Annotated in this window: 29 protein-coding genes and 1 pseudogene; 16 read left to right on the forward strand and 14 right to left on the reverse strand. The window is 54.3% G+C overall.

Annotation, left to right across the window (positions count from 1 at the left end; translation table 11 throughout):
• Window positions 1-11 precede the first annotated feature (11 nt).
• On the reverse strand, window positions 12-1,004 hold the full coding sequence (locus QWY30_RS01275; protein ID WP_290237513.1) for an NADP-dependent oxidoreductase: 993 nt from the start codon (window positions 1,002-1,004) through the stop codon (window positions 12-14).
• Window positions 1,005-1,149: 145 nt separating this feature from the next.
• Here QWY30_RS01275 and QWY30_RS01280 point away from each other — a divergent pair, with 145 nt between their 5' ends.
• From QWY30_RS01280 to soxA, 6 genes are read left to right on the forward strand one after another with little or no spacing between them, the layout of a single operon-like run.
• Window positions 1,150-1,596: a (2Fe-2S)-binding protein gene (locus tag QWY30_RS01280; protein ID WP_290237937.1), complete on the forward strand. Its 447-nt coding sequence runs from the start codon at window positions 1,150-1,152 to the stop codon at window positions 1,594-1,596.
• Between the two features lie 11 nt (window positions 1,597-1,607).
• A complete protein-coding gene (locus tag QWY30_RS01285) occupies window positions 1,608-3,797 on the forward strand; it encodes a xanthine dehydrogenase family protein molybdopterin-binding subunit (protein ID WP_290237514.1) in 2,190 nt (729 codons plus the stop codon).
• Window positions 3,798-3,835: 38 nt separating this feature from the next.
• Window positions 3,836-4,246 (forward strand): sulfur oxidation c-type cytochrome SoxX, encoded by a 411-nt coding sequence (gene soxX / locus QWY30_RS01290; RefSeq protein ID WP_290237516.1) that lies wholly within the window; start codon window positions 3,836-3,838, stop codon window positions 4,244-4,246.
• Window positions 4,243-4,695, forward strand: a complete 453-nt coding sequence (locus QWY30_RS01295) for a SoxY-related AACIE arm protein (protein WP_290237518.1) — start codon at window positions 4,243-4,245, stop codon at window positions 4,693-4,695. The genes soxX and QWY30_RS01295 overlap by 4 nt, the downstream gene beginning before the upstream one ends.
• Complete coding sequence (locus QWY30_RS01300; RefSeq protein WP_290237520.1) at window positions 4,692-5,024, forward strand: thiosulfate oxidation carrier complex protein SoxZ; 333 nt, start codon at window positions 4,692-4,694, stop codon at window positions 5,022-5,024. The genes QWY30_RS01295 and QWY30_RS01300 overlap by 4 nt, the downstream gene beginning before the upstream one ends.
• A gap of 1 nt (window position 5,025) precedes the next feature.
• Window positions 5,026-5,814, forward strand: coding sequence for a sulfur oxidation c-type cytochrome SoxA (gene soxA, locus QWY30_RS01305; RefSeq protein WP_290237522.1), 789 nt, complete (start codon window positions 5,026-5,028; stop codon window positions 5,812-5,814).
• Here the strand turns inward: soxA and QWY30_RS01310 are convergent.
• The 5 genes from QWY30_RS01310 to QWY30_RS01330 all read right to left on the reverse strand — a co-directional run bounded on the left by QWY30_RS01310 (window position 5,811) and on the right by QWY30_RS01330 (window position 9,083).
• The gene (locus QWY30_RS01310; RefSeq protein WP_290237524.1) at window positions 5,811-6,425 is read right to left on the reverse strand and encodes a histidine phosphatase family protein; all 615 of its coding nucleotides are present in this window, start codon (window positions 6,423-6,425) and stop codon (window positions 5,811-5,813) included. The genes soxA and QWY30_RS01310 overlap by 4 nt on opposite strands.
• A 31-nt stretch (window positions 6,426-6,456) precedes the next feature.
• Window positions 6,457-7,284 carry a peptidoglycan DD-metalloendopeptidase family protein gene (locus QWY30_RS01315; RefSeq protein WP_494338496.1) on the reverse strand — a complete coding sequence of 276 codons (828 nt, stop codon included), beginning with the start codon at window positions 7,282-7,284 and terminating at the stop codon, window positions 6,457-6,459.
• Between the two features lie 65 nt (window positions 7,285-7,349).
• Complete coding sequence (locus QWY30_RS01320) at window positions 7,350-7,949, reverse strand: disulfide bond formation protein B (protein WP_290237526.1); 600 nt, start codon at window positions 7,947-7,949, stop codon at window positions 7,350-7,352.
• Window positions 7,950-7,957: 8 nt separating this feature from the next.
• Window positions 7,958-8,116 carry a DUF5993 family protein gene (locus QWY30_RS01325; RefSeq protein ID WP_290237528.1) on the reverse strand — a complete coding sequence of 53 codons (159 nt, stop codon included), beginning with the start codon at window positions 8,114-8,116 and terminating at the stop codon, window positions 7,958-7,960.
• 106 nt (window positions 8,117-8,222) lie between these two features.
• A complete protein-coding gene (locus QWY30_RS01330; RefSeq protein ID WP_290237530.1) occupies window positions 8,223-9,083 on the reverse strand; it encodes an MOSC domain-containing protein in 861 nt (286 codons plus the stop codon).
• A 70-nt stretch (window positions 9,084-9,153) separates the two neighbouring features.
• On the opposite strand from QWY30_RS01330, the gene QWY30_RS01335 reads away from it, so the two are divergent.
• Entirely contained in the window at window positions 9,154-9,636 is a 483-nt protein-coding gene (locus QWY30_RS01335) for a YajQ family cyclic di-GMP-binding protein (protein WP_290237532.1), read from the forward strand.
• Here the strand turns inward: QWY30_RS01335 and QWY30_RS01340 are convergent.
• Entirely contained in the window at window positions 9,633-10,745 is a 1,113-nt protein-coding gene (locus tag QWY30_RS01340) for an NADH:flavin oxidoreductase/NADH oxidase (protein ID WP_290237534.1), read from the reverse strand. The genes QWY30_RS01335 and QWY30_RS01340 overlap by 4 nt on opposite strands.
• A gap of 39 nt (window positions 10,746-10,784) precedes the next feature.
• Window positions 10,785-11,321 (reverse strand): methylated-DNA--[protein]-cysteine S-methyltransferase, encoded by a 537-nt coding sequence (locus tag QWY30_RS01345; RefSeq protein WP_290237536.1) that lies wholly within the window; start codon window positions 11,319-11,321, stop codon window positions 10,785-10,787.
• A 148-nt stretch (window positions 11,322-11,469) separates the two neighbouring features.
• Between QWY30_RS01345 and otnK the strand changes: the two genes are divergently transcribed.
• The 3 genes from otnK to denD are packed head-to-tail and all read left to right on the forward strand — an operon-like array spanning window position 11,470 to window position 14,422.
• Complete coding sequence (otnK, locus tag QWY30_RS01350) at window positions 11,470-12,756, forward strand: 3-oxo-tetronate kinase (RefSeq protein ID WP_290237537.1); 1,287 nt, start codon at window positions 11,470-11,472, stop codon at window positions 12,754-12,756.
• Entirely contained in the window at window positions 12,753-13,436 is a 684-nt protein-coding gene (locus QWY30_RS01355) for a class II aldolase/adducin family protein (RefSeq protein ID WP_290237539.1), read from the forward strand. Before otnK ends, QWY30_RS01355 begins: the two co-directional genes overlap by 4 nt.
• A gap of 2 nt (window positions 13,437-13,438) precedes the next feature.
• Window positions 13,439-14,422 (forward strand): D-erythronate dehydrogenase, encoded by a 984-nt coding sequence (gene denD / locus QWY30_RS01360; RefSeq protein ID WP_290237541.1) that lies wholly within the window; start codon window positions 13,439-13,441, stop codon window positions 14,420-14,422.
• 5 nt (window positions 14,423-14,427) lie between these two features.
• Here denD and QWY30_RS01365 read toward each other — a convergent pair whose 3' ends face one another.
• A complete protein-coding gene (locus QWY30_RS01365; RefSeq protein ID WP_290237543.1) occupies window positions 14,428-15,228 on the reverse strand; it encodes an SDR family oxidoreductase in 801 nt (266 codons plus the stop codon).
• 2 nt (window positions 15,229-15,230) lie between these two features.
• Window positions 15,231-16,424, reverse strand: a pseudogene (locus QWY30_RS01370) (CaiB/BaiF CoA transferase family protein); the annotation flags it as partial.
• A 97-nt stretch (window positions 16,425-16,521) separates the two neighbouring features.
• On the opposite strand from QWY30_RS01370, the gene QWY30_RS01375 reads away from it, so the two are divergent.
• The 6 genes from QWY30_RS01375 (at window position 16,522) to QWY30_RS01400 (ending at window position 20,141) form a co-directional block, all read left to right on the forward strand.
• A complete protein-coding gene (locus tag QWY30_RS01375; protein ID WP_290237547.1) occupies window positions 16,522-17,010 on the forward strand; it encodes a GNAT family N-acetyltransferase in 489 nt (162 codons plus the stop codon).
• Entirely contained in the window at window positions 17,007-17,375 is a 369-nt protein-coding gene (locus tag QWY30_RS01380) for a thiol-disulfide oxidoreductase DCC family protein (protein WP_290237549.1), read from the forward strand. Before QWY30_RS01375 ends, QWY30_RS01380 begins: the two co-directional genes overlap by 4 nt.
• 75 nt (window positions 17,376-17,450) lie before the next feature.
• Window positions 17,451-18,152 carry a GTP cyclohydrolase I gene (folE, locus tag QWY30_RS01385; RefSeq protein ID WP_290237551.1) on the forward strand — a complete coding sequence of 234 codons (702 nt, stop codon included), beginning with the start codon at window positions 17,451-17,453 and terminating at the stop codon, window positions 18,150-18,152.
• 2 nt (window positions 18,153-18,154) lie between these two features.
• Entirely contained in the window at window positions 18,155-18,580 is a 426-nt protein-coding gene (locus QWY30_RS01390) for a BLUF domain-containing protein (protein WP_290237553.1), read from the forward strand.
• Window positions 18,581-18,614: 34 nt separating this feature from the next.
• Complete coding sequence (locus QWY30_RS01395; protein ID WP_290237556.1) at window positions 18,615-19,829, forward strand: MFS transporter; 1,215 nt, start codon at window positions 18,615-18,617, stop codon at window positions 19,827-19,829.
• A gap of 12 nt (window positions 19,830-19,841) precedes the next feature.
• The gene (locus QWY30_RS01400) at window positions 19,842-20,141 is read left to right on the forward strand and encodes a 4a-hydroxytetrahydrobiopterin dehydratase (protein WP_290237558.1); all 300 of its coding nucleotides are present in this window, start codon (window positions 19,842-19,844) and stop codon (window positions 20,139-20,141) included.
• A 1-nt stretch (window position 20,142) separates the two neighbouring features.
• Here QWY30_RS01400 and QWY30_RS01405 read toward each other — a convergent pair whose 3' ends face one another.
• The 4 genes from QWY30_RS01405 to QWY30_RS01415 are packed head-to-tail and all read right to left on the reverse strand — an operon-like array spanning window position 20,143 to window position 24,702.
• On the reverse strand, window positions 20,143-21,672 hold the full coding sequence (locus tag QWY30_RS01405; RefSeq protein ID WP_290237561.1) for a cryptochrome/photolyase family protein: 1,530 nt from the start codon (window positions 21,670-21,672) through the stop codon (window positions 20,143-20,145).
• A 2-nt stretch (window positions 21,673-21,674) separates the two neighbouring features.
• Window positions 21,675-22,973 carry a DASH family cryptochrome gene (locus QWY30_RS01410; RefSeq protein WP_353958786.1) on the reverse strand — a complete coding sequence of 433 codons (1,299 nt, stop codon included), beginning with the start codon at window positions 22,971-22,973 and terminating at the stop codon, window positions 21,675-21,677.
• On the reverse strand, window positions 22,970-23,137 hold the full coding sequence (locus tag QWY30_RS15915) for a DUF2256 domain-containing protein (protein WP_435433340.1): 168 nt from the start codon (window positions 23,135-23,137) through the stop codon (window positions 22,970-22,972). The genes QWY30_RS01410 and QWY30_RS15915 overlap by 4 nt, the downstream gene beginning before the upstream one ends.
• A complete protein-coding gene (locus QWY30_RS01415) occupies window positions 23,134-24,702 on the reverse strand; it encodes an FAD-binding domain-containing protein (RefSeq protein WP_290237563.1) in 1,569 nt (522 codons plus the stop codon). Before QWY30_RS01415 ends, QWY30_RS15915 begins: the two co-directional genes overlap by 4 nt.
• Between the last annotated feature and the right edge of the window lie 16 nt (window positions 24,703-24,718).

The following is a 24,718-nucleotide window of genomic DNA, read 5'->3' on the forward strand; positions in this document are numbered from 1 at the left end:
AAAAGCGATGCTCAAGTCAGCTTGATGAGCTGCTTGCCAAAATTTTCTCCTTTGAGTAAGCCAACAAAAGCTTTTGGAGCGTTCGCAAGACCCTCAGTCACAGACTCTTTAAATTTAAGTTTGCCCTGTGTCACGAGTGCGTATAAATTTTCCCTGATTCCTGGCCAGGTCTCGCGTTTGTCCGACATGATGAAGCCCTGGACACGGATGCGATTGATCAGAATAGAGCGCAGCGTGCGATAAGCGTGCGGTTCACGGTTGAACTCGGACACCATGCCACAAAGAGCAATGCGTGAACCGACACGCATGTGCGTGAGCAGTGTCTCAAAAATTGCGCCGCCAACATTTTCAAACAAACAGTCAATCCCTGTGGGAACCGCCGCAGCGAGTTCTTTGGCAAAGTGAGTGGATCGGTGGTCGACGCAGACATCAAAGCCAAGCTCTTGGGTCACATAACGGCATTTTTCAGGTCCGCCCGCGATGCCAATCACACGGCATCCATTGAGTTTGGCGAGTTGACCGACCACGCTGCCAACGGCGCCAGAGGCGGCATCCACCACCACGGTTTCCCCGGGTCTGGGCTGACAAATATCGATGAGTCCGGTCCATGCCGTGATGCCAGGCATGCCCAGGACACCTAAATAAGCGGAGGGGCTCACAGCTTCTGTGTGAATCAAGGTGACCGCGTTTGCGTCCATCGCAGCGAATAATTGCCAGCCAGCCGCGGCGAGCACTGTGTCGCCAACCTTGAGTGCGGGTGCATTGGAGGCGATGACCTGACCGACCGTTTCCCCCACCATCCGTTCACCGATATTGACACCCCGCGCATAGGATTTCGCCTCGGATATTCGACCTCGCATGTAGGGATCAAGCGATAACCAAAGGTTTTGAATCAAGACTTGACCTGGGCCCGGGGAGGGGAGTTCCGACTCGATCAGCGAAAAATTCTCGGGTGTGACCCACCCATCGGGGCGGCTGGCCAGAATGATTTGTTGGTTTAGCATGGGCGGGACGATATGTTTGATGGAATATAGGGTATACACCAAGCGGTGCTTAAGGTCGCGGAGTAGTAACTTTACACATTAACAAGAATTCGCAGTTACTCGTTTTTAGACAATTAAACACCGCTCTGGGAGCTCCCAAATGGCTATAAAACTGACCGTCAATGGCAAACAGCACAGCATTGATGTGGATCCGACAACTCCTCTACTGTGGGCCATCCGTGAACAAGTCGGATTGACCGGCACCAAGTACGGCTGTGGCGTGGCCCAGTGTGGCGCCTGTACGGTGATGCTCGATGGGCAAGCCATTCGCTCCTGCGTGATTCCTGTCAGTGCGGCAGAAGGCAAAAGCGTCCAAACCATCGAAGGTCTTGCGACCGATGGCAAACTCACCAAGCTGCAGCAAGCCTGGATTGATCATCAAGTGCCGCAGTGCGGCTTCTGTCAAGCCGGCATGTTGATGGCTGCGACCGATCTGCTGAACAAGAATCCAAAGCCCACCGATGCGGACATCGACACGGCGATTACGAATATTTGTCGTTGCGGAAGTTTCCAGGAAGTTCGCGCCGCGATTCACTCAGTTGCTAAAGCTTAAGGGGTCCTCACATGAATGCTCGCGTCCCGAATCCTTCCCGCAGACAATTTATCGTCGGCACGACTGCCGTCAGTACAGGTCTGGCCCTGGGCTTGCAGTTTCCCTTTAGCAGCCTCGCGCAATCCGCCGGCGCCACACCCGAGATCGGTGTGTGGGTTGTGATCAAGCCTGATGAAAAAGTCATTGTTCGCGTCGTGCGTTCAGAGATGGGTCAAGGCACCATTACCGGCTTGGCGCAGATGGTTGCAGAAGAGCTCGAGTGTGACTGGAAAAATGTCACCACCGAGTATCCGACACCCGGCGAAAGTCTCAAGCGTAAAAACCCCTGGGGCTCGTTCTCCACAGGTGGTAGCCGCGGTATCCGCACTTCAGAGCAGTACGTGCGTCAGGGTGGCGCAGCGGCCCGCATGATGCTCGTCCAGGCAGCAGCCGATGGCTGGAAAGTGCCGGTGGCGGAGTGCGTGGTTTCCGAAGGCGTCATTACCCACAAGCCAACCGGTCGCAAGACAACCTATGGCAAAGTGGCTGATGCTGCTTCGAAATTAGCCGTACCAAAAGACATTCCACTGAAAGATCCAAAAGACTGGAAAATCATTGGCAAGTCAGTTCAGCGTATCGATACGTTTGCCGACAAAGTGACCGGCAAGCAGATTTACGGCATGGATTTGACGCTACCTGGCATGGTTGTGGCCACCATCAAAGAATGTCCCGTCTTTGGCGGCAAGGTCAAGAGTTTTGATGCCAGCAAAGTCCAGGGCATGAAAGGTGTCAAGAAAGTGGTGCAGGTGGGTGACTCCGCCGTGGCCGTCGTGGCCGATACTTTCTGGGTGGCCAAGACGGCCATGGATGCTTTGCCAATCGTGTGGGACGAGGGTCCAAACGCCAAAGTATCGAGTGAGACCATCGCTGCGATGCTCAAGGAAGGTCTGGCCGCCGAGCAAGCCTTTATCGGTAATCAGCGTGGTGACACCAAGGCAGCGCTTGCCGGTGCGGCCAAGAAAATCGAGTCCACATATTCTTATCCGTTCCTGAATCACGCTCCGATGGAGGTGATGAACGCGACAGCCAAGTGGACGCCTGAGCGTTGCGAGGCCTGGGTTCCCACTCAGGACGGTGAGGCTTCTCTTGCTGCAGTGATCGCCGCTTCCGGATTGCCTGCGGACAAGTGCGATGTCTACAAAATCAATCTCGGCGGTGGTTTCGGTCGTCGTGGCGCTTTCCAGGACTACACCACACAGGCGGTCAATATCGCCAAGCAGATGCCTGGCGTCCCCGTCAAGCTGATCTGGACTCGCGAAGAAGACATGACCCAAGGTCGTTACCATCCTGTCATGATGTGCAAAATGACAGGTGCGTTTGACGCTAACAAGAAACTGACCGGCGTGCATATGCGTCTCTCAGGCCAGTCGATTTTGGCGGCTGTGCGTCCAGCGATTGTCGAGAAAGACAAGGGCCGCGACATTCTGGTTTTCCAGGGCGTCATGGAAGGTGGAGAGCATGCGATTGGTTATGAGTTCCCCAATCAGTTGATCGATCACGCTATGCGCAATACGCATGTGCCCCCAGGTTTCTGGCGTGGCGTGAACGTCAATCAGAACGCGATCTTTATCGAGTGTTTCATGGACGAGCTGGCCGAAGAGGCTGGCATGGATCCTGTCGCATTCCGTCGTCAATACATGGGCAAGTTCCCGCGTAACCTGGCTGCCATGAACGCAGCGGCAGAGGGGATTGGTTGGGATAAGCCCGCTCCCAAGGGTGTGCATCGGGGTATCGCCCAAATGATGGCGTTTGGCAGCTATGTGGCCGCTGCTTGCGAGCTGTCTGTCATGGACGGTAACAAGGTCAAGATCCACCGGATTGTGGCGGCGACTGATTGCGGCTATGCCGTGAACCCTGCTCAGATTGAGCGCCAGGTATCCGGGTCTTTTGTTTATGGTTTGTCCGCGCTGTTCGAAGAGGAGTGCACAATCAAAGACGGCCGTGTCGAACAAAAGAACTTTGATACCTTTAACTCGATCCGCCTGGCGCAGATGCCCAAAGTTGAAACCATCATCATTCAAGGTGGCGGAAAAGCCTGGGGCGGCATTGGTGAGCCAACAATTTGCGTGGCAGCTCCAGCCGTATTGAACGCGATTTATCGCGCCACGGGTAAGCGTTTGCGTGATGTGCCCTTGAAGAAAAGTGGTTTTACCTTGGTATGACGCGAAGAGTGATAAGGTGCCTCATCACAGCATGTTTTGTGTGGGCGGCTCCTTTCACGATTCAGGCGCAGCACTCTAGCCAAGTCACAGACGGGGAGGTCATTGTCAACTCCCTGTCCGGTGCGCCTGGTGATCCAGCGCGGGGTCGCCTGATCGTTTTAAGCCGTCAAAGTGGCCTGTGCATCTTGTGTCACAGTGGTCCGTTTCCCGAAGAGCGTTTTCAGGGAAATCTGGCTCCCGATTTGGCTGCGAGTGCCGCCAGACTCTCGGAAGCCCAGCTGAGGGCCCGCATTGTCGATGCCAGTCGCTTTAATCCCGACACAATCATGCCGCAGTATTTCAGAAAGGATCACTTTACCCGGATTGCACCGCAGTTCGCTGGCAAGACGATTCTGACTGCTCAGGAAATCGAAGATGTCGTGGCATTTTTAGTGAGCTTAAAACAATGAGCACAAACCGCAGAGCATTTATCACAGTCATCGGGGCGATGGGTATCGTGCCTTGGTTGAATGCCAAAGCAACGCCCGCTGAGGCCGTTGAGGCGATTCAGAAAATTCTTGGCAATGCCCAGCCCCGCAATGGGCGTGTGGCACTGGAAATTTCACCCCTGGTTGAAAATGGCAATCTGGTGCCCATGAGCGTGACCGTGGAAAGTCCAATGACACAAGCTGATCACGTCAAGGCGATTCATGTCATTTCCGAAGGGAACCCCTTGCCAAATGTGGTGAGTTTTTATCTCGGTGCCCGTGCCGGACGCGCGCAAGTCAGCACCCGCATTCGACTGCTGACTTCCCAACGTTTGTGGGCGGTGGCTGAAATGAGCGATGGTTCGTTCTGGCAAGGTTCTGCCGAGACGATGGTGACGTTGGCTGCTTGCACGGAAGAGGTGCTGATATGAGTAAAACCTCACGGACTGTCGTATCCATGCCCAAGACTGCTGCAAAAGGCGAGATTGTGCCGATCCGTGTCATTGTTCAGCACGACATGGAATCGGGGTTTCGTCATACTGAACGTGGTGTGCGCGTACCAAGAGACATCATTCGAAATTTTGTTTGCACCTATGAAGGTGTTGAAGTGTTTCGCGCTGATCTGCATCCTGCGGTGGGTGCCAATCCGACATTCAGTTTTTTCACAGTGGCGACGCAAAGCGGTACCCTCGAATTCAAGTGGTCGGGTGACAATGGCTACGCCTCGAGCGTGACAAGTCAGCTGACGGTGACGGGATAGTGTGACTTTGCCGGGTGTGTTCATTCACAGCGTTGCCGTGCGTTTGTTGCTCACGCTGGTATTGTGTGTAGTCGGGCTGTCGGCTTGGGCGCAGGACAAGCGTCAATCCAGTTATTGGTTGATGTCCCCCGAAACAAGAGCGATGCAGGATGACGAAGCGCTCAATCCAGCGACCTTCTGGATCCTGGATGGGCAAACGCTCTGGAACGAAGCGGCAGGCAAAAAAAACATTTCCTGTGCGCAATGCCATGGTGATGCGTCTGTCTCGATGAAGGGTGTGGCGGCGAGTTTTCCCAAAGTCGTCAATCACGCACTCTTGAGTCTGGAGGGACAGATCAACATGTGTCGCCAGTCGAAACAGGATGCCTCGCCCTTGACCCTAGAGAGCAAGCCTTTATTATCGCTCGCGACGTATGTGGGTCATGCCTCCAAAGGTATGCCGATCTCCGTTGAGCGCACGCCCGAGAATTCGGCTGATTTGGATGCCGGACAGCGACTTTTTAACCAGCGTGTTGGTCAGCTTAATTTGTCTTGTGCGCAATGCCATGCTGAACGCGCCGGCTTGAAACTTGGAGGCAATGTCATCCCGCAAGCGCATCCCACGGGTTATCCGATCTATCGGCTCGAGTGGCAAACGGTGGGTTCCCTGCAACGCCGTTTGCGTAACTGTATGACGGGCGTACGTGCCGAGCCTTACGCGTTGGGATCGAAAGAACTCGTGCAACTGGAACTATTCCTGATGTGGCGAGCAAGAGGTATGCCGCTTGAAACGCCCGGAGTGCGCCCTTAACCTCCCGAGAGACTGTGTTCATCCTCGGCAAGCCCTGTGCCAGTCAAATGCACCGTGCAGTTCACGAGCTCTGCCCGATGAGGGGCGTGCGCACTGATCGTAGTGATGGCCGTGTTGCCGATGCGTTCCGGAATGCTGTGCGCACCAAGTTCGATATTGTTCTCAAGCATGGCACGAATGACCAGGCCATGACTCACGATAATGAGCGGTCCTGTCAGACTTTCCCTCAGCTTGGCTGCATAGGCAAGCGCCTCGGTTACTCGCGCGTGAAAGCTCGCCATGGACTCGCCATTTTTGGGGGCTTCAATCATTTCCATCGCATTGAAGCTGAGTGTGTCGTAGGGACGTCCACGTAAATCCCCAAAATTGCGCTCCCAGAGTAATGGGGTGCTGATAGGCGTGAGCCCTGTGCTACGACTGATTGCTTGCGCAGTCTGCCAGGCGCGTGGCATGTCGCTCGCCAAAATAGCGGCAGGCTTGAGCGCACTGATCCGCTCTGCGACACGCTCTGCCTGTGCGAGACCGCGAGGAGCCAGTGGCGTGTCTGCAGGCTGGATGGTACGCGCCGCATTGAGAAGTGTTTCGCCGTGGCGAATCAGGATAATCGACATGGTGCCTTCCTTGTGTCTGCCACGTTCGTGGTCAGGAGGTGAACATACCGATAAATATTGCGGGATCGACGCGCGCATCATTCAGGCTGACATTCCAATGCAGGTGCGCGCCGGTGACTCGGCCCGTTGCGCCGACCTTGCCAAGGATTTGACCGCGCGCGAGTTGTTGCCCGGACTTAACATCGATCGTCGAGAGATGGCAAAACATGCTGATCATGCCTTGACCGTGATCGACAAAGACGGTCTTGCCATTGAAAAAGTAATCGCCCACCAAAATCACACGACCAGCAGCGGGTGATTGAACGGGAGTCCCGGTCGGAACGGCGAAATCCAGCCCCGAATGTGGTGCGCGGGGTTGATCGTTAAAAAAGCGCTTGAGACCGAAAGGACTCGAGAGCGGTCCCTTGACTGGACGATCCAGCAAGATGTTGCTCGGGGACTGCGCACTGAATTGCTGATAGGCATCGTCTTGAAGTTTTTTTTCTCGCTCGTATCGGGCTAAATCCTCAGGGCTGAGGTCGACGTGCTTGTTCGTTTTGAGCGTGATGCGTTGCTCGCGATATTTCTTGTCGCGGATGAGAAATATTTCTATCGATTTCTTGCCACCTCGGGACACCTCGAGTTCTTGCTTTTCAATGGGAGCGGACAGCGGGATGCCGACTATCGCAAACCAGCGACCCGTATCGGTTCTGGCAACCAGCACGGGCTTGTTTAAATACCGGGCTGTGGGGGCGGGGGTCTGTCCTTGACCTGTGCCCGTGATGTCGAGGACAGCCACGCCGCCAGGCACCGGCTGGTGTAAAGATTTAAGCTGCTCTGCACTAAAAGACGTGGCATGTGTCAAGACGGGTGCGATCAGTACCGCAAGCGTCAAGAGTGCGAGCAGAAGTTTGCGCAAGGAGGAGTGCAATAGGTCACCGAGACTCAAAACCAAAATTTCCAGAGATATTCAGTCGGGTTGTCGGGACAGGAACCAAACTGGCAGACCATGAGTGCGCTGATCAAATTCGCGGCGGTGATCAAAAAAAACAGACCGATTAACAGTGAAGCGATTCTTGCGTGCAAGGAAGATGTCCCGCTTGTGAGCTGCACACGGGGCGCGGAGAGCTGATTGCGATCAATGCACAACATGACAGCGCAGAAAATCATCATCACGACAAAAGCAATGAAGCCCCATGTATAAAAATGCAGACCAAATAGAGTCGAGCCGTATCCAAGGTCACCTGGTGCAATGTGAAGCAAGATCTGTCGTCCAGAGGCTGTAGCGCCACCTATAGCCGAAGCCAGGATAATGGCGTAATGCACGGCTGATGGTCCGAAACGGATGTTGAGCATCATTCCCATGCCGGCGAGCGTGAGGGCGACACGTTGTAACTGGCAGAGCGGACAGGGAAGCTCATGAAAGAAAATCTGCCAGTAGAAAGCCTCGAGCAAGGAACCGCAGATCGCAGCGAGTGCCAGCGCATTGAGCCAGAAAGACAAGCCCTGTCCTGTGGTGCTTTGCGAACGACTTGAATAGTCCATGACTGACCTCAGAGGGAAATATTGAGTTTGTCTGTCATGTGGTAATTCAACCACGCCAGAAAAATGATGAACGTGATGCCCCAGCCAATGATGGTGGGCATTCTTTCGCCACGCATCGTCAAGCCGATCGCGATCAGGGCGGTTAAAAAAGGCAGCATCATAATCATGGTAGTGACTTCCTAGTTTGACCTTGAGATGGTCGAGCGTGTCAAGCTTAACATCGCGCGAGACTGGAAAGAGACCTCGTCTGTTGAGGGTTAACCTCCATATCAGTTAAACCGCGAGGTTTGCTTCAAAGGGTTGTCCAACACGGATGGTTCGGCCCGCGCCATCCTGAACGATGGCGTTCATGCCAAAACAAATCGCATCATTCATTCTGTCCAATCGGCGGTAGGAGGCCAGCGTGTCCATGACCTCCGGGGAACTGGTCGCCGTGTAGGGGTCGATATTGGGAATCGGGCAGCGTGGACAAGGCTTGACCAGCTTGAGATCAATCACGCCCTGCTCGGTATGAAGTAATAATTCCGAGAGTTCGTCCTCCGAATGTGCATCGAGCCCTTCGAGAACGAGATTCGGTCTAAAGCGCAGCATATCAACGGCATCAAAACCCCGTTCCATCAGCCGTTCATTGAAAACGTCCAGAGACCGTTGCGTGACGACGAGTAGCGCAAAACCGTCGCTGAACATATTGTGCGCCGCAATGTCGCCCGTCCATTCTCTGGAGGAAATTCGGCTCGCCGTGGGGGAGAAACGGATTAGTCGGTATTGTTTGCCCGGGACCGCCAAAAAGGTATCGAGCCAAGCAGCCGCCTCGTCTCCCATGTCGTCGCCCATCAGAGTGTCGCGCCAGATAGTCACTTGTCTGGGCGTGCTTTTTTGATCGAAGGCCACTCTAAGTTCGGTTTGACCGGGTGCGCTCAGATAAAGGGCTTCTGAGGTCAGCCTGGGGGTGATCCACACCATGTGGGGAATCTGGCGTTGTGTAAGGAACTGGCCGTCCTGATCCACGATGAGCCACTCTCGGTCGTGTGTCAGGCCCGCAGGCGTGAGGGTCGCTTCAGAGATTTCAATCCCCGCACACGACTTTACTGGGTATATGAACATCTGGCTGATGACGCCAGTACAGTCTGCCATGCTGGTCTTCCTGCTTGTCTGAGGTCGATGTATTCTAAAATGAACTTCTCACTTCTGTCAGGATTTCGCTATGCCTTCTTTTGATGTGGTTTCTGAAGTCGATAAACACGAGCTGACCAACGCTGTCGATCAAGCCAATCGCGAGCTGTCGACCCGTTTTGACTTTAAGGGTACGGACGCCAAGTTTGAGCTTGAGGGCTTTGTCGTGACGCAGGTTGCCTCCAGCGCGTTTCAGCTCAAGCAGATGCTGGATATTTTGCGTAGCCGCCTGAGTGCCCGAGGCATTGACGTACGCTCCATGGACGTGGCTGATCCCCTTGAAAATCTGGGTGGCGCGCGTCAGAAAATCACGATCAAACAGGGGATTGAGCAACCGATCTCTAAAAAACTGATCTCGGCGATGAAAGAAGCCAAACTTAAGGTCGAGACACAGATTACGGGTGAAAAGTTACGCGTGACTGGTAAAAAACGCGATGACCTCCAGGAAGCCATCGCGTTATTGAAAAAAGTGGACGTACCACTTCCCCTGCAGTTCAATAATTTTCGGGATTAACGCCCGCCCGTTTTCGCATCACCGAACAGTGTCGTCAGTCCGCGTGGTTGTGAACGCCAGTATTGCTTGGGTGCCTGAATCGAGGCACCCAACTCTGCTGCGGCATGCCAGGGCCAACGCGGGTCATACAACATGCCGCGGGCCAGCGCGACCATGTCGGCTTCGCCGGTCGCAATAATCTCTTCGGCCTCTTTGGCCTCGGTGATCAGTCCGACCGTCATCGTGGGAAGTCCCGTCCCTTTTTTGATCGTGGTGGCCAGAGGCACCTGATATTTAGGGCCCAAGGGGATTTTTTGCTGATGCGACACGCCACCGCTTGAGACATCGATAAAGTCACAGCCCCTCGCTTTCAAGAGGTTGCAAAACTCGACGCTTTCCTCCGGTGTCCAGCCACCCTCGGCCCAATCCGTGGCTGAGATGCGGATGCCCAGGCTGATTGATTTAGGAGTGACGGCACGCACTGCGTCGAATACTTCGAGCGGGAAGCGCATACGATTGGCCAGTGAGCCGCCGTACTCGTCCGTGCGTTGATTGGCGATGGGTGACAAAAACTGGTGCAAGAGATAGCCGTGCGCGCCATGCAGCTCAATGCCATCAAAACCGATGCGGATTGCGCGTTTGGCGGATTCGACAAACGCTTCGCGAATGCGGACCAGACCGGCTTTGTCCAGCGCCAGTGGGGGCGTCTCTGTGGGAAGCTGGGGAATCGCAGAGGGGCCGACGGGCTGCCAGCCGCCATCTTTTTGCGCGATCAGCTGACCACCCTCCCAGGGGCGGGCGCTCGACCCTTTACGACCCGCATGGGCGAGCTGAATCATGATGGGCATGGAGGCGTATTGCCGCACCGCATCGATCGTTTTTTTGAGCGCGGCTTCTGTTTCGTCAGAATACAGACCCACGCACCCATGAGTAATGCGTCCGATATCCTCTACGGCCGTGGCTTCGATAATCAGTAAACCCGCACCGGAGAGCGCCATATGGCCCAGATGGATCGTGTGCCAGTCGGTCGTTTTGCCATGTTCCGCGGAGTATTGGCACATCGGCGCGATGACAATACGATTCGATAACGTAAGAGGACCGATCTTGGTGGGCGTAAACAGCTGACTCATGTGTCTGTGTCCTTGTTTGTGTGAAATAGTCACCAAATGCTAACGGGCGGCGTTCGAGTCCGCAAGTTGGCGGGCTTCCCATTCAAGCATGCGCGCTTTTCGCTCCGCTCCCCAGCGGTATTGACCACTTTCTCCCGAGGCCCGAATGACACGGTGGCAAGGGACAAGAAAAGCCAGCTGATTGGCGGCCAGTGCGGTGCCAACCGCCCGCGCCGCGCCGGGATGACCGATTGAGTCGGCCAGTTCGCCATAGGTGCGGACTTCTCCGAAGGGAATGTCTTGTAATGCTTGCCAGACTTTGAGTTGGAACGGGCTGCCGTTTAAAAACAATTTGAGTGTTGACGGATTTGTAACCGGATGAGGCTGTTTGAAGGCTTGCTCGAGGAGTTTGCCGGCTTGCGAATCATCGCGTTGCAGGGTGCTTTCCGGATACTGTTGCGCCAAGATCTTGTGAGCACGGAGATCGTCTGATTGCAGCAGGTGCAGCATCACCACGCCTTGCTCTGTCCAGCCAATCAGACCAGGTCCAAAAGGCGTCGCTGCCTGGCCGAAGCGAACTGTTGAAAAGGTGTTCACGATGATTAACCTCTTAAAAAGGCGAACCCCGCAATCGGGCTCCGGTTCAGTGTAGTGGCTTCGCGCATGGAGGGAAACCCTCAGCACGCAGGCATATAATTTCGAGTGCACCCAGTGGGCTGGGTTATTTTCGGATGGACAAATCATAATGAAGCAGGTGTTGCTGGGATGCATTGCCGATGACTTTACAGGCGCCACCGATTTAGCAAACAATCTGGTGCGCGCGGGAATGCGAGTCTTGCAGACGATCGGGGTGCCTGATTCGCCCGTAGACTTGGCGATTGATGCCGTGGTGGTCTCTTTAAAAAGTCGAACAATCCCGCCTGGCGAAGCCGTCAAGCAATCTCTGGATGCTTGCACCTGGTTGCGAGAACAGGGCGCCAAACAGATTTATTTCAAATACTGTTCAACTTTTGATTCGACTGCGCAGGGCAATATTGGTCCCGTGATCGACGCCTTGATGCGCGCGCTGGGCGCGGACTTTACGATTGCGACACCCGCTTTCCCCGATGTGGGGCGCACGGTTTTCAAAGGTCATTTATTCGTAGGAGATGTGTTGCTCAATGAGAGTGGCATGCAAAATCATCCGCTCACACCCATGAAGGATCCCAATCTTTTGCGCGTATTGGCACCACAGACCAGTCATTCAGTGGGTCTGATTGATTATGCTGTGGTCGCACAAGGCGCCGATGCCATCCGTGCGCGCATCGCCGAGTTGAGACAGCAGGGGATCGGTATCGGGATCGTCGACGCCATCAGCAATGCGGATTTATATCGTCTGGCTCCGGCGCTTGCCGAGTTGCCGCTGGTGACGGCAGGTTCTGGCGTAGCCATCGGTTTACCCGCCAACTTTTCAATTGAGCCTAATTCTCAAGCAGCTCTGTTGCCACCAGCCTCTGGCCCGCGAGCCATTTTGTCCGGAAGCTGTTCGCGGGCGACCCAGGCGCAGGTGGAAGACTTTGTGGCAAAAGGTGGTCAGAGCTATAGGATTGATCCGCTGGCCTTGGGCGAGGGACTCGCGGCCATCGACGTTGAGGTTAAACGCGCATTGGATTGGGCGCATCCTAAACTTGGCGATCAGCCGATTTTGATTTACTCAACGGCTGCTCCTGAGGTTTTACAAACAGTACAGAATCATCTGGGCGTCGAGCAGGCGGGTGCGATGGTTGAAACCGTGCTGGCCCGGATCGCCCAAGATTTGGTCGAAGCCGGTGTGGGGCAGTTGATTGTCGCGGGTGGTGAAACATCGGGCGCGGTGGTGCAGGCTTTGGGCATGACTCAGCTTCAGATTGGTCCTCAAATCGATCCCGGCGTGCCCTGGTGCGCAGGAATGACGCACCCCTCAGGCAAACGGATTCATGTGGCGTTGAAATCCGGTAATTTCGGACAAACTGATTTTTTCACTCAGGCCTTCAACAGGATGCATCCTCAATGAGTCAGTCACCATCATCCTTGGAGGTTCATTTGCGCCAAGAGGTATGCCGCGCCGGACGCAGCTTGTTTGAGCGCGGATACGTGCATGGTACGACCGGTAACATCAGCGTGAAATTGCCGGGTGAGGCGGGAGGTTTTCTCATTACCCCAACAGATGCCTGTCTTGGATTTTTGGAGCCTGAAAAACTGGCGCTTGTCGATGCGCGGGGCGAACAGCTTGCAGGCGATCGTGCCAGCAAAACACTGTCTTTGCATCGGCGCATATACCAGCATGCGCCCGAGGCCAACTGTGTCATTCATACGCACTCATCCTGGTTGGTGGATTTGACGCTCAGAGGTGTGTGGAGCCAACAAGACATTGTTCCACCTCTGACGCCTTATTACGTCATGAAAGTCGGACATGTGCCGCTTGTTCCTTACTTCAGGCCGGGAGATGCGCGGGTCGCAGACCACGTTGCGCAGTTGATCGACACTTACCTGCAGCGAGGGCTTAGTCTGCGGGCAGTCATGTGCGACCGACTGGGACCGCAGGTCTGGGCGACGCACCTGACTGCCGCCATGGCTGTGCTCGAGGAGCTTGAGGAAACCGCTCGTCTCTGGTTGCGAGGCGGTTGTCAGGCACAGCCTCTTTCAGAGGAAGCGATCGAGGATTTACGTCAACACTTCAAGGCCTCTTGGTAAAAATGAATATTCTGATCACCGGTGGAGCGGGTTTTCTTGGCACGTTACTTGCACGTACTATTTTGGAGCGCGATCATCTAAGAGATCAGACGCTGAGAACGTTGACGTTGACTGATTTAGTCGCCCCGGTGCGCCCAGAGATCGTGACGCATTCCAAGGTGAGTATTGACGGCGGAGATTTGCTGCTGCGATTGCCCGAGTTGTTCAAACAAGATTTCGATGCGGTGTTCCATCTGGCTTCGGCCGTGTCTGGCGAATGCGAGGCTGACTTTGAATTGGGCTTGCGTTCCAATCTCGATGCCACACGCGCTGTGCTTGAGGGATTGCGCGCACAGCACGCGCGCACAGGTCGTGCCCCTCTGCTGTTCTTTGCCAGTTCTGTGGCGGTATTCGGTTCAGATGCAGCGATTCCCATGCCTGCGGTGGTCACAGACACGACCTTGCCGACACCACAATCCAGCTATGGCATACACAAATTCATTTGCGAACAGCTGATTGCTGATTACACACGCAAAGGATTTATTGACGGTCGGGTGGCGCGATTAATGACCGTATCGGTGCGACCTGGTCGTCCAAATGGTGCGGCTTCCAGTTTTTTGTCTGGAATTGTGCGTGAACCGCTTGCAGGGGTCCCGACGCGCTGCCCTGTCAGCCTGGATACGGCAGTCGCACTGTCTTCACCCTTGACTTCCATCCAGGGTGTTCTTGCTGTGGTGGAGGCTTCTCGGGAAGCGTTTGGAGGACGGACCGCGTTGAATTTACCCGCCTTGACGGTGACGGTCGGCGAGATGTTGCAAGCATTGAAAGAGGTGGCTGGAGAACAAGTCGCCAGTCTTGTGTCTGTCGAGCCTGACGAGCAGATTAAACGCATCGTGGGAGGCTGGCCATCACGCTTTGATTGCCAGCGCACGCATCGACTGGGGCTCCAGGCGGACGCGTCTTATCAAGACATCATCAGACAATATCTTGAGATGACGCGTGCCTGAGGTCTTTACACCACGACGGGATGTGCTGCGCCGTCCATGGTGATGACAGTACCCGTGACATAACTTGCCCGGTTGGAAGCAAGGTAAACCACTGTATCGGCGACTTCTTCGGGGCTGGCGAGTCTGCCCATCGGGACTTGCGAGGTCATGCGTTTGAGGACTTCTTCGGGACTGATTTTTTCGTGCTCGGCATTGACTTTTAAGCCCTCTACCAGGCGATCGGTCAGCGTGCCGGACGGATTCACAGCATTGATGCGCACACCTTTGGGCCCGTAGGCGACTGCCAGGCCTGCGGTCGTGAGCATGAGCGCCGCATTGGCGCTGCCTCCCGCGATGTGGACGGTGCTGGGGACTTTGCCGCCTGCACCGACCACGTTCACAATCACCCCCTCGCCACGCGCACCCATACGCTTGATCACAGGGTCGATCATGTTGATATAAGTGAAAAATTTGGCCTCCATGGCTTCTCTGAAGAAAGAGGGGGAGAGATTTTCAGCCGGGGTGCGTTTGGCCGCACCGGCAGAGTTCACCAGCACATCGACTGGCCCGAATGTTTTTTCAGCCTCGTTCAGAGAGCGTTCGGCAGAGTCTGCGTGTTGAAGCTCAGCAGAAAAAAGCGCGATCCGATCCTGACTGCCCGATACTTGAGTTGAGAGCAATGTTTTAGCTTTCTCGAGGTTTGACGGATCACGCGAGACCAGACTGACTTTGCAGCCTTCTTCGAGAAATACCTTGGCGCAAGCCAAACCTATTCCTCTGCTGCCACCCGTAATCAGCACATGCTTATGGCTGAGGTTTAGTTCCATGTGACGACTCCATTGTCTTTGAGGGCTGAAATTTCATTTTGGGTATACCCGATACTTTGTAATAACTCGACAGTGTCCGCACCGATTTTTGGGGGCGCTTTGCGGACTTTTAGTCGCTCACCTTCGAGTGCGATCGGCAGCAGGGCCACGCGCGTTTCGATTTCACGCCCGGCTCCCGTATTGTCGGCTGCAATCGTGACCGGGGCGAGACCTCCAGTCGCAAGCAAGTGCGGGTCATCGAATAAATCGTGCGGTCGTGTGATCGGCGCATAAGGCAGACCGCATTTTTCAAAACGACTGCTGAGTTCTTTTGCACTCAGTCCGCCAAACCTTTCCCGCAAAATCGGAATCAGCCAGCCGCGCGCTTTGACGCGATCGTTATTGGTGACGAGCCTGTCGTCCAGTTTGAGATCATCAAAACCGAACTCCTCGCACAGGATTGCCCATTGCGTATCGCTCACGGCGGATAAAAATATCTGCTCTCCGTCTTTAACGGTAAAGACATCGTAAACCGCCCAGGCACTCAGTCTGTTGGGCATTGGATTGGCGGGGGCTCCGGTGACGGCAAATTGCATCATGTGCTGAGCGACGAGAAACACATTGTTCTCGAACAAGGCGCTCGCCACCTCTTGGCCTTTGCCCGTGCGGTGACGCTTTTGCAGAGAGGCCAGTACACCGATCGCGCCAAACATCCCGCCCATAATGTCGTTGACGCTTGCGCCCGCGCGCAGAGGTTGTCCGACAGGACCAGTCATGTAGGCAAGTCCCCCCATCATTTGAACCACCTCGTCGAGTGCGGTTCTATGCTCATAGGGTCCGGGTAAAAAGCCTTTGTGGGAAACGTAGATCAAGCCAGGATTGAGCTTGGAAAGCGCTTCGTAGCCAAAGCCGAGCTTGTCCATCGTGCCACTTTTGAAGTTTTCACTGAACACATCGGCTGTGCCTAAGAGTTTGAGGACAATTTCCCGACCCTCGGGTTTTTTGACATCGACCGCAATGCTTTTCTTATTGCGGTTGAACATCGGGAAAAAGCCCGAGCCCGAGCCAAGAAGTTTGCGTGTGTTGTCACCTGCGAGGGGTTCAACTTTAATCACTTCCGCGCCCAGATCCCCGAGGATCATGCCACAGGTTGGTCCCATGACCATATGTGTGAATTCAACTACGCGTATGCCATCGAGCGGCAGGGAATCTGACATCGTGCACCTTCAATTTGGGTCTGCAAACGAGTTGTTATACCATCGGACAAGCGGTGGGAGGCCGATCGGTCTGCACCAGTCTTTGGGAGCGCGTTATATGCAGTGCAACATTACCGTTAAAGTCGTGGATTATCTCGATCCCAGTGATCGACAGGCGTTGCTGTCCATGCTGGATATGTATGCGCGCGATCCGATGGGGGGTGGAGACCCTTTGCCGAGTGACACACGTCTGCGCTTGTGTGACGACCTGGCGAAAATACCGGGCGCCATCAGCTGGCTCGCCTTCAAGGATGGTCAGCCCGTTGGACTCTTGAATGCCTTGCCCGGTTACTCAACCTTTAAAGCGCGTCCGCTCATGAATATCCATGACATCGCCGTCGCGCCTGAATGTCGGGGTCAAGGTGTTGGCCAGTCTTTACTCAAAGCGTTGGAGCAGCACGCGCGGGCACTGGGTTGCTGCAAAGTCACGCTCGAGGTCTTGAGTGGCAACGTCCAGGCACTTCGGGCTTACACGCGTAATGGTTTTGAGCAATACTCTTTAAATCCCGAGACTGGGCAGGCACTTTTCATGCAGAAGTGGTTATGATGAATACAGATAATCGGGTCACGGTGTATTACGATGGATCGTGTCCGCTTTGTAGGCGGGAAATCGGCTTTTATAAAAATAGTACCGGTGCCGATCTGATCCGCTGGCAGGATGTGAGTCAGACTTCGGACGGCCAGGTGGCGACTGATTTGAGTTGCCAGCAGGCGATGGCGCGATTTCATGTGCGAGCAGCGGATGGTACGCTTAAAAGTGGCGCGTCGGCTTTTGTCGAGCTCTGGTTAAGTTTGAAGTATTGGCGATGGTTGGGCACTCTTTTTGCCCATCCTCCCGGTATCTGGTTTTTAGAAAAGTGTTATGTTGGGTTTCTTCGCATTCGCCCAGCCATTCAACGTCGGATCAAGTAGTGCTTAATTTAAGTAGTGCTTAAGTTTGATCCTTTTACCAATCAATAAAGAGACACCGCGATTCAACGCCCAAATATGAATTCTCCAGACCCAGAAAAAGGTACACCGATTTCGGTGGTGATCCGAAAACGACTAAAAGACGCACGCAAGCGTTTTCATGCAAACGACAATATTTCCGATTTCATTGAGCCAGATGAGCTTGGTCTGCTGCTCGATGAAGTCGAGAGCAAGATGAAAGGTGTGCTGGAAAGTTTGGTGATCGACACCGTATCCGATCACAACACCAACGACACGGCTCGACGCGTGGCCAAAATGTATCTGCATGAAGTGTTCGGTGGGCGTTATCGTGCGCAACCTCCCATCACCGAGTTTCCCAACGTCGAGCATCTGAGCGAGTTGATGATCGTAGGACCGATCACTGTGCGCAGCGCTTGCAGCCATCATTTCTGCCCCGTCATTGGCAAGGTTTGGATTGGTGTGATGCCCAATGAGCATACCAATGTGATTGGTTTGTCCAAATATGCCCGGTTAGCCGACTGGATCATGAGTCGTCCCCAGATCCAAGAAGAAGCCGTTGTCCAGCTCGCTGATTTAATCCAGGAAAAAACCCAGCCGGATGGCTTGGCGGTCGTCATGAGCGCGACGCACTATTGCATGTCCTGGCGTGGCGTCAAGGACATGGATAGTCGTATGATCAATTCCGTTATGCGCGGCGCTTTTTTGAAAGACGCCAATCTGCGTCGTGAGTTCTTGTCCCTGATTCCTCGAGAGGTCTAGTCATGTTGGTACGTTTGCTATATGTCAGTCGCGCACTTGATCCAAACGCGCATGAGGTGACGGACTCGATCCTGGACTCCGCACGGCAGCACAATATCTCTCACGGCATCACGGGTATTCTTTGTTACGGCGGCGGGATCTATCTGCAGGCGATCGAAGGGGGGCGCAGACAAGTCAATGAGCTGTACAACCATATTTTGCGCGACCCGCGTCACAAAGATGTGGTCTTGCTTCATTATGAAGAAATCACTGAGAGACGTTTTGGTGGCTGGACAATGGGACAGGTGAATCTCACCAAGCTCAATACGTCGATTGTCTTGAAGTACTCCGAGCAACCAGAGCTGGATCCTTATTCGGTTTCAGGAAAGGTGTCACTGGCCTTGCTCGAGGAACTGATGTTGACCGCTTCGATTATCGGTCGTGCCTGAAGTGTGATTAAAGGATTGACGGAGTTTGTATAAGATGAGCGCAGCAGACGCATCCACTCAAACAAAAGACCACTCGCTGATCGTAAGATTGCTACTTAATGTCGGACACGGTCTTGACCACATGTTCTTATTGATCTTTGCGGCATCGGTTGGTGTGATCGCCATCGATTTCGGGTTCGACAGCTGGGAGGATCTCATGCCTTACGGGGTTGGGGCTTTCGTGCTGTTTGGTCTCGGATCCATTCCATCCGGGCGTCTCGGTGATCTCTGGGGACGTCGCCGCATGATGGTGGTGTTTTTTGTTGGCATTGGCGTATCAACCCTGATCGCCGCAATGAGCCAAAATGCCTGGCAACTTGCTGTTGCGCTGACTTTAGTGGGAGCGTTTGCTTCGATCTACCACCCGGTGGGCATTCCTTTTCTGGTGCAAAAATCTGCAAATCCAGGCTACGCCATTGGCATCAATGGACTGGCGGGTAATCTGGGTGTCGCGCTTGCTGCGGTCGTGAGTGGATTTTTGATCAAGTGGCTGGGATGGCGTGCTGCATTTGCGATTCCCGCGTTGCTTTCGATTGGCTGCGGGATCTGGTTTGCCTATGTCTGTCCCGCTGAGCCTGAGGCGCCTGCCAAACGCAAGACGAGCAACAAGGTGCAGTTTCCTCCCGCGATGGTCGCGCGCGCCTTGGCCGTGATGACGGTGAGTGCGGCAACAGGGAGTGTGTTGTTTAACTTCACAACCAACGGCAACGGACAGCTCTTGCTGGAGCGTTTTAAAGGTATCGTCGAAGATCCCGCAACGCTCGGTATCATGCTTGCGCTGATTTACGTCGTGGCCTCACTCATGCAAGTGATCGTTGGCAAGTTGCTCGATCGCTTCGCGGTGCGCCCTCTGTTTCTGAGTATTGTCTTATTGCAGATTCCTCTTTTCTTGCTTGCGTCCCACGCTCAGGGCTGGTGGTTGTTTGCCGCGCTGCTCGGTGTGATGGTGTTTATCTTTGGCGCCATCCCATTTGTGGATGTGATGGTCGTGCGCTACGTCGATGATCGCATGCGGTCCAGGGTGGCTGGGATCCGCCTGGCCGTTTCCCTTGGTATCAGTTCGGTCGCGGTATGGGCTCTCGGACCCACGGTCAAGAGCCTGGGCTTCGATGTCATGCTGATGGTGATGGCGGGATTTGCTGCCTGTACAGCGTTGGTTGTGACCATGCTGCCTCGCGAGCCCGCAGCTTCCAATTCTGAAATATCCTGAGGACGACACGAGATGAGCATCACCCGTCTGGAGTCTGATGAACTCAAAGCTGCTTGTGCAACATGCCCCGACTGGCACTACGAGCCAGCAAAAGGCGGAAGCTTGCGTCGCGATTTTATTTTCAAAGATTTCAGTCAAGCTTTCGCTTTTATGGCCCGTGTGGCGCTTCTGGCGGAGAAATTTGACCATCACCCCGAGTGGTCAAACGTGTATAACAAAGTGTCCATCGTACTGACCACACACGATGCGAGCGGTCTTTCTGCGCGGGATATTCAAATGGCCTGCGCCATTGACCAACTCTCACGCGCGTGACTCAATAGCTGTCTAGCGATGCCTTGATCTCGCTTGCCTTTTGTTGCAAGGATTCGATCGCGGAGGCATCCATTTTTTCAATGTTTCTATACACCATTCCAAGTCTGAAGTTCTTGGACAGTTTTTTCTCGTGCCGGATAAAAAAGTCCCAATACAAGGCGTTGTAGGGACAGGCACGTTCTCCTTCCCGTTGTTTTTTGTCGTAGTGACAGCCTTTGCAGTAGTCACTCATGCGATCGACATAGGCCGCGCTTGAGACATAAGGTTTGGTTGCCAGTAGCCCATCATCGGCAAATTGGCTCATTCCAATTACGTTGGGCAGCTCGACCCATTCGAATGCATCAATATAAATTCCCAGGTACCAGCGATGCAGGGCCGCAGGGTCCAGACCAGCAAGCAAGGAAAAATTACCAATAACCATCAAGCGCTGAATGTGGTGTCCATAGGCATGCTCCAGGGACTGACCAATGGAGGCGGAGAGACAGTTCATCTTTGTCTTGCCAGTCCAAAACCACTCTGGCAGGGGCGTTGAGTGCTGAAATGTATTGTGTTGGTCATAGCCCGGCATGTGGTGCCAGTAAATACCTCGGATGTATTCGCGCCAGCCGAGTATTTGTCTGATAAAGCCCTCGGCTGTGGCGATCGAAACTTTGCCTGCTTGCCAGGCTTGTTCAGCGCGACTGACCACTTCTTGTGGTTTGAGCATCTTGGTGTTGAGCGCAAAGGACAAGAGTGAATGAAACATACGCCAGTGTCCAGTACTCATGGCGTCTTGAAAGTCACCAAAATTCGGTAAAACATGTTTGATGAAACGGTCCAGGTCCGCGAGCGCCTCTTGACGGTTCAGGGGCCAGGCAAACTCTGATGCATGTGGTGTCCCCATTGTTTGAACGCCCGCTTTTTCAATCACTGTCCACAAGGCAGAGTGATCGTGTTGAGCGCGTTGATCTTTGGGTTCTGGAGGTGTGCCGGTCCAGCGCTTGCGATTCTCATGATCAAAGTTCCATTGTCCCTCGACAGGTCGTTTGGCATCCAGCATGAGGACGTGATGTTTAGTCCGCATCTGCCGATAAAAACGCTCCATCAACCAGCTTTTCTGTCCTTTGAATAACGTTCCAGCCTCATGACGGGTCGTGTAAAAGTGTTCGCTTTCGCACATCTCGACATCGATTTTTTGCTTTTGGGCAAAGGTTTCTAGTTGTGCATCCAAGCGCCACTCGTCCGGTTGTTGATATTCAAACCGTGTGCATTTGTAGTGCTTGATGATTTTTTCGAGGTTGAGCGTCAGGGATTGCGTATTGTTCGGGTCATCAATCCTCAAATAGTGCACACGATGTCCCTGTGACTCAAGCAGAGCAGCCAGATCGCGCATGCCAGCGAAAATAGCAAGCACCTTTTGCGCATGGTGCACCACATAGTCGGTTTCTTGACGCATCTCCATCAAGGTGTAGACAACATTTGAGTCGACAGCTGAAAACCAACTGTGCGTGGGGTTTAGCTGATCACCCAATACCAAGCGAAGCGTTGTCATTTCTATGCCCATTGTTTGCGATAGAGACCTTTGGGGTCATGCTCCAGCGCTTGTTTTTCCATATTCATGCGACGACCACCCCTCGGGTCGGTGCCCAATCCTGCGATATAGAGCCAGTTACCCTGATTGCTGTAAACGTCGTAATCGAGAAGTTGCGATTCAAACCAGGCTGCGCCCGCTCTCCAGTCTATTCGCAGGTCGTAAATCAAATAGCTCGCCACGATCTGTCTCATGCGATTTGACATCTTCCCTGTGGCAGAGAGTTCGTGCATCCCTGCATTGACTAGGGCATTTTTGGTTCTGCCCTGCATCCATTGTTCAAAAAGTTTCTGAGCAATGCCCTTTGTAGGCTCAGCAAGAACCGTTGCGTCAGGAGTGCTACCAGACTTACGCAGGCCCTCGCGCAAGTAAAGTGCTCGACCATACTTGAGATGCAAGAAACGAAAATAATCCCGCCACACCAGTTCAAACCAGATCCAGTAGGTGCCGTCGTTGGCGCCTCGGGTGGCTTCATATTGGGTGAGCCTTTCAACAATGATCGGCGCGGAAAGCGCACCTGTGGCTAACCACGTCGAAAAGCTCGTAGAGTAATCTGTACCGGAGAGTTGATTACGAGTCTGCTTGTAGGTGTGAGGCAGTTCGTCCGCGAAGTAGTGATTCAGGTGTTCAAGGCCATGAGCAGTCCCTGCGAGCGTGCGCCCCATTTCTGTTGATTGCGAGCGCAGTTGAGCGAGTCGTTGCTTCAGACAGACACTTTCCACCTGCAAGTTCTCAGGCAGACTGGGCAAGCGCTGGGGACGCGACACGGTTTTTCTTGCGCGCAGCCCTTTGGCTTCCAGCTTTTGCCTGAACTGCGTAAACATATCGGGCATCTGCTGTGGAGTGAAGGGCATTGCGGCAGGCTCGATCATCGTCGACTGCCAGAGAGACTGGACCTGGATGCCGCGCGCCTTGAGTTGTTCGACTTCGGCTTGCTCCTCGGGTGCGGCGATTTGCTCGCAGATGATGCCCGCTGCCTGGGTGGACTGGGCAAGTGCGACGAGGGTGGTGGCTGCCTCGCCCTGAAGCACCAGTAGTCGACTTCCAAGTTCGCGACATTGCGCATCCAGTGCGGCGAGCGTTTCGGTCAGATACTGTTTTCGGTGCGTACTTTCGCGTTCAAATCCCCAGCGTGTGGTGGTGTGCTCGGGCGCCAGTACGTAGACCGGGATCAGATGCGTGGCTTCACGACAGGCTTTATTCAGTGCCGGAGAATCGATCAGTCTGAGATCGTTTCGAAACCAATAAATCAAGGTGCTCACTTGGATGCTCCGGAAGATGTTCGACAACGGTCTGAACAAAACTTCACGTTTTCCCAGTCGCGTTCCCATTTTTTTCGCCACGTGAACGGTCGGGCGCACCGCTGACAGACTTTGCTTGGCAGGTCTGATTTTTTACGTCCACGCATGGGAGAGGGAGATGTCATGAAAAATCCAATGCGTGCTGAGTGGGTGGGGGCGTGTGTGGTGTGGCCTGTGGCGCAGTGCGAGAACGTCTGCGGCTCGCGGTCTGCGGTTGACCTGAGCGCTTGCGGGAGGCGTGTTTTTCTATGACCGCTTTTTTTCCTGCCTTGACCTCAGCGTCACTGCGTCGATCATACAGACGACGCTTGGACTCACGTGTAGCGGCTTCCAGATCCACAACAGGGACTGGCAGCCTGTTGTCAGCAGGGATACCAAATTGTTCCTGCATCTCAGGCGTTAAATGCCAAGGTTCAAACAGCCACGTATTAGGCACCCGTCTAAGCGCGGGGATCCAGCGACGCACAAATACGCCGTTTGGATCGTGGTCGCGGGCTTGCTTAATCGGGTTGTAGATGCGCGGGATATTGATACCCGTCGTGCCAGCCTGCATTTGCATCTGACTCCAGTGAATACCGGGTTCGTAGTCTAGAAAATGTCGAGCCAGCCATTGGCCGACGCCTCTCCAGTGCAGCCAGAGCGGGTAGGCCGCGGTCGAGACGATCATCGCGCGCATTCGGAAATTGATCCACCCGGTGTCTTTGAGCATCAGTACGCAGGCGTCCACCAGTGGCCAGCCTGTACGCGCCTCGGTGAGCGCGGAAAAATGCGCCTCGTTCCAGTCGTTTTCACGCAGGCCATCGTAGCCCCGGTGAACATTCTGATACTCAAGCTCGGGTTCCGACTCAAGTTTTTGAATAAAGTGACAGTGCCAGTACAAACGGCTCATCAGTGCCCGCAGTCCCTTTGATTTTCGACTCTCCCTGGACGGCTCGTTGTCCATGACCTCAACCATCGCATGGACAACCTCACGCATGCTGATGCAGCCATAAGTAAAGTAGGGGGATATGCGAGAGCATGCCGTGGGGGCTGAGAGCGGCGAGGAGATCCCGCCCCGGTATTGCTCGCTGCGGATATCTAAAAAATCATTCAGAACTTCCAGGCCGATCTTGCGACCCCCCTTCTGGCGGCGAGGAGGGTTCAGTGGATCAATGCCGAGTTGTGCCGCACCAGGAGGTCGGGGCTCAGTCCAGGGCAAGGGTAACGCGTCGATTTGCGCAGGCGCGGGAATGCAATCTTGCTGCATGTGCTCTTCCCATGCCGCTTGCCAGAGATTTCTGTCACGCAGTCGCCTGACCACGCCAAACTGTATGGGCTCATGCCACGTCACGCCTTGTTGCCGGCACCATTTACCCACGGCGATATCGCGCGCATAACTCAGTGCATTGCCGGTTTCTTGATGTGAATACAACGCATCAAACGGCATGAGAGCATGCAGTCGCTGCAAGACCTCCACCGCTTCACCGGTGACAACATGCAGCAGCCCCCCCAGACGTTTGATCTCCAGATAGAGATCTCTCAGGCTTTCAAGGGTGAATTCATAGTGCTGGGTCGAGGCGTCCGGACTGCGCCAGAGACTGGGCTCGATGATGTAGAGGCAGCAGACACGACCGCGTTTAACCGCTGCAGCCAGCGCGGCGTGATCATGGACTCGTAAGTCCTTTTTAAACCACACGACGCTGTTGGGCATGACACTCCGTTTTCTA

The sequence above is a fragment of the Zwartia panacis genome, assembly GCF_030410395.1.
Classification (GTDB): Bacteria; Pseudomonadota; Gammaproteobacteria; order Burkholderiales; family Burkholderiaceae_B; genus Zwartia; species Zwartia panacis.

What these genes read in the sequence shown, in the direction of transcription:
- QWY30_RS01275 (WP_290237513.1), bottom strand. Translation starts at nt 1,004, where the DNA reads ATGCTAAACCAACAAATCATTCTGGCCAGCCGCCCCGATGGGTGGGTC.
- QWY30_RS01285 (WP_290237514.1), top strand. Translation starts at nt 1,608, where the DNA reads ATGAATGCTCGCGTCCCGAATCCTTCCCGCAGACAATTTATCGTCGGC.
- QWY30_RS01295 (WP_290237518.1), top strand. Translation starts at nt 4,243, where the DNA reads ATGAGCACAAACCGCAGAGCATTTATCACAGTCATCGGGGCGATGGGT.
- QWY30_RS01300 (WP_290237520.1), top strand. Translation starts at nt 4,692, where the DNA reads ATGAGTAAAACCTCACGGACTGTCGTATCCATGCCCAAGACTGCTGCA.
- QWY30_RS01310 (WP_290237524.1), bottom strand. Translation starts at nt 6,425, where the DNA reads ATGTCGATTATCCTGATTCGCCACGGCGAAACACTTCTCAATGCGGCG.
- QWY30_RS01320 (WP_290237526.1), bottom strand. Translation starts at nt 7,949, where the DNA reads ATGGACTATTCAAGTCGTTCGCAAAGCACCACAGGACAGGGCTTGTCT.
- QWY30_RS01325 (WP_290237528.1), bottom strand. Translation starts at nt 8,116, where the DNA reads ATGATTATGATGCTGCCTTTTTTAACCGCCCTGATCGCGATCGGCTTG.
- QWY30_RS01330 (WP_290237530.1), bottom strand. Translation starts at nt 9,083, where the DNA reads ATGGCAGACTGTACTGGCGTCATCAGCCAGATGTTCATATACCCAGTA.
- QWY30_RS01335 (WP_290237532.1), top strand. Translation starts at nt 9,154, where the DNA reads ATGCCTTCTTTTGATGTGGTTTCTGAAGTCGATAAACACGAGCTGACC.
- QWY30_RS01340 (WP_290237534.1), bottom strand. Translation starts at nt 10,745, where the DNA reads ATGAGTCAGCTGTTTACGCCCACCAAGATCGGTCCTCTTACGTTATCG.
- otnK (WP_290237537.1), top strand. Translation starts at nt 11,470, where the DNA reads ATGAAGCAGGTGTTGCTGGGATGCATTGCCGATGACTTTACAGGCGCC.
- QWY30_RS01355 (WP_290237539.1), top strand. Translation starts at nt 12,753, where the DNA reads ATGAGTCAGTCACCATCATCCTTGGAGGTTCATTTGCGCCAAGAGGTA.
- denD (WP_290237541.1), top strand. Translation starts at nt 13,439, where the DNA reads ATGAATATTCTGATCACCGGTGGAGCGGGTTTTCTTGGCACGTTACTT.
- QWY30_RS01365 (WP_290237543.1), bottom strand. Translation starts at nt 15,228, where the DNA reads ATGGAACTAAACCTCAGCCATAAGCATGTGCTGATTACGGGTGGCAGC.
- QWY30_RS01375 (WP_290237547.1), top strand. Translation starts at nt 16,522, where the DNA reads ATGCAGTGCAACATTACCGTTAAAGTCGTGGATTATCTCGATCCCAGT.
- QWY30_RS01380 (WP_290237549.1), top strand. Translation starts at nt 17,007, where the DNA reads ATGATGAATACAGATAATCGGGTCACGGTGTATTACGATGGATCGTGT.
- folE (WP_290237551.1), top strand. Translation starts at nt 17,451, where the DNA reads ATGAATTCTCCAGACCCAGAAAAAGGTACACCGATTTCGGTGGTGATC.
- QWY30_RS01390 (WP_290237553.1), top strand. Translation starts at nt 18,155, where the DNA reads ATGTTGGTACGTTTGCTATATGTCAGTCGCGCACTTGATCCAAACGCG.
- QWY30_RS01395 (WP_290237556.1), top strand. Translation starts at nt 18,615, where the DNA reads ATGAGCGCAGCAGACGCATCCACTCAAACAAAAGACCACTCGCTGATC.
- QWY30_RS01400 (WP_290237558.1), top strand. Translation starts at nt 19,842, where the DNA reads ATGAGCATCACCCGTCTGGAGTCTGATGAACTCAAAGCTGCTTGTGCA.
- QWY30_RS01405 (WP_290237561.1), bottom strand. Translation starts at nt 21,672, where the DNA reads ATGACAACGCTTCGCTTGGTATTGGGTGATCAGCTAAACCCCACGCAC.
- QWY30_RS15915 (WP_435433340.1), bottom strand. Translation starts at nt 23,137, where the DNA reads ATGACATCTCCCTCTCCCATGCGTGGACGTAAAAAATCAGACCTGCCA.
- QWY30_RS01415 (WP_290237563.1), bottom strand. Translation starts at nt 24,702, where the DNA reads ATGCCCAACAGCGTCGTGTGGTTTAAAAAGGACTTACGAGTCCATGAT.